1 protein-coding gene is annotated in these 1,825 nt (G+C 37.4%); it reads left to right on the forward strand.

Translation table 11 applies throughout. The features are described 5' to 3' along the window. Window positions 1–417: 417 nt before the first annotated feature. Entirely contained in the window at window positions 418–1,716 is a 1,299-nt protein-coding gene (locus CLORY_RS22725; protein WP_079428863.1) for an IS110 family RNA-guided transposase, read from the forward strand. Window positions 1,717–1,825: the final 109 nt, after the last annotated feature.

Below are 1,825 nucleotides of genomic sequence, written 5' to 3' on the forward strand. Positions count from 1 at the left end.
CACCTCGTATAATATGTTTATAGCCAAGTAAAACTGGTTATAAACTTATCTTTTTTGTAGTATAGAGGTAGGAGACATCTTTGAGGAATTCTCCCTCATCCTATTTTCATCTATACAATTAATATTTATATATTCAATAAAGATTATCCTGTGGTAAGATATCAGCAGAGTCTGATGTCCAAAGGCACTGCTTTTTCACCTTTCAGCCAACTCTTGTTGTGTCTGCTTCTTGAGCTTTCAGCCTGGTTCATGTGGCACATTCCGCTTACACAGATGTTTCATCTCCTGTCGTAGCTCCAGCAAAAAAGCTGGCAGGATGCATGCTGATTACGCGAGGTTGCGGTTACTACATGATGCCCAGGATAAACCTTTTACTTCAGATTTCAAGAATACTTAATCGGAAAGGATGGTGATATCATGTTAAAGATTAACTTTATGTCTACTTTGTTTGTCGGTATTGATGTCAGTTCTAAATCCAATGTTGTTTATGCTATGGATTTTTATAAAAATAAATATATACAAGCTTCTTTCTCCAACAATCAGCCTGGTGCAGATGAACTCTCTGCTTTAATCAAGGATTGTATGGTTGCTCATTCTGACTTGAATACCATTGTGATTGCTATGGAATCCACTTCTGTTTACAGCATTCACATTGCAAACCATCTTTCTACTTGTGAAATATTGCTTCCGTTCAAGCCTTACGTTTTCTGTCTAAATCCTAAAATGACAGCTAACTATAGAAAAGCTTTTATTGGAATGGCTAAGACGGATCCTCTGGATGCCTTTATTATTGCTGATTTTGCACGAGCTGGCTTAATCGAAACACAGCCTTGGCATGGCAGTCAATTTTTAGCTTTAAAACGTCTTACTAGACATCGTCTGCATCTGACAGAATGCATTACCAGAGAGAAAACATATATGGTTTCTAACCTATATCTCAAATTCAGTGAATTACAGCTACTTGATGGCAAGAACCAACCATTTAGCAATATTTATGGTGCTACTTCATCTGCTATCCTTACAGAATATTTATCTCCTCAAGAGATCATGGATGCTTCTGAAGAAGAGCTACTTACATTCATAGCTGAAAAAAGCAAGAACAGGATTACAGATATTTCAAAAACCACTGAGCTTTTGAGGAAAGCTGCAAGAGATTCCTATCGCCTTGACAAATGCCTATATGAGCCTTTAAACGTCTCTCTGGCAAGTTCTTTCAACTGTATTGATACTTTTAAGAAAGAAATCAAGGCTATTGATGATGCTATTGAAAAAACAATCAAAGGCATGAATCCTAATGCACTTACCATTCTCAAATCAATTAATGGTATAGGTCCTGTGTTTGCCGCTGGAATCATTGCTGAAATTGGCGATATAAATGTTTTTCATTCATCCGATGCTTTAGCCAAGTATGCAGGGCTTACTTGGTCAAAAAGTCAATCTGGTGACTTCGATGGAGAAGACACTTGTATGCAGAAAGCTGGTAATACCTATCTGCGCTATTACCTTGGCGAAGCCGCCAACAGTGTCAGAAGACACATTACTGAGTATCGGGACTACTACGTTAAAAAATACAGCGAAGTCCCGAAACATCAGCACAAAAGAGCACTCGCGTTGACATCTCGTAAATTCGTACGACTCGTTTTTGGTTTGCTGGTCAAAAACCAACTGTACACCGGTGAAAAATTAGACACCGAATTTCATATCGAGACGAACTGACATTCGATTTTTTATTAAAAAATCCGAATGTTTATTTCTTGCACCCTTTTTTAAGAAAAACATATCGAAACATTTAAAAAAACTATCTTGACATATTACCAGATTGCTC

The sequence above is a fragment of the Clostridium oryzae genome, assembly GCF_002029235.1.
GTDB classification, from domain to species: domain Bacteria; phylum Bacillota; class Clostridia; order Clostridiales; family Clostridiaceae; genus Clostridium_AE; species Clostridium_AE oryzae.

What these genes read in the sequence shown, in the direction of transcription:
- CLORY_RS22725 (WP_079428863.1), top strand. Translation starts at nt 418, where the DNA reads ATGTTAAAGATTAACTTTATGTCTACTTTGTTTGTCGGTATTGATGTC.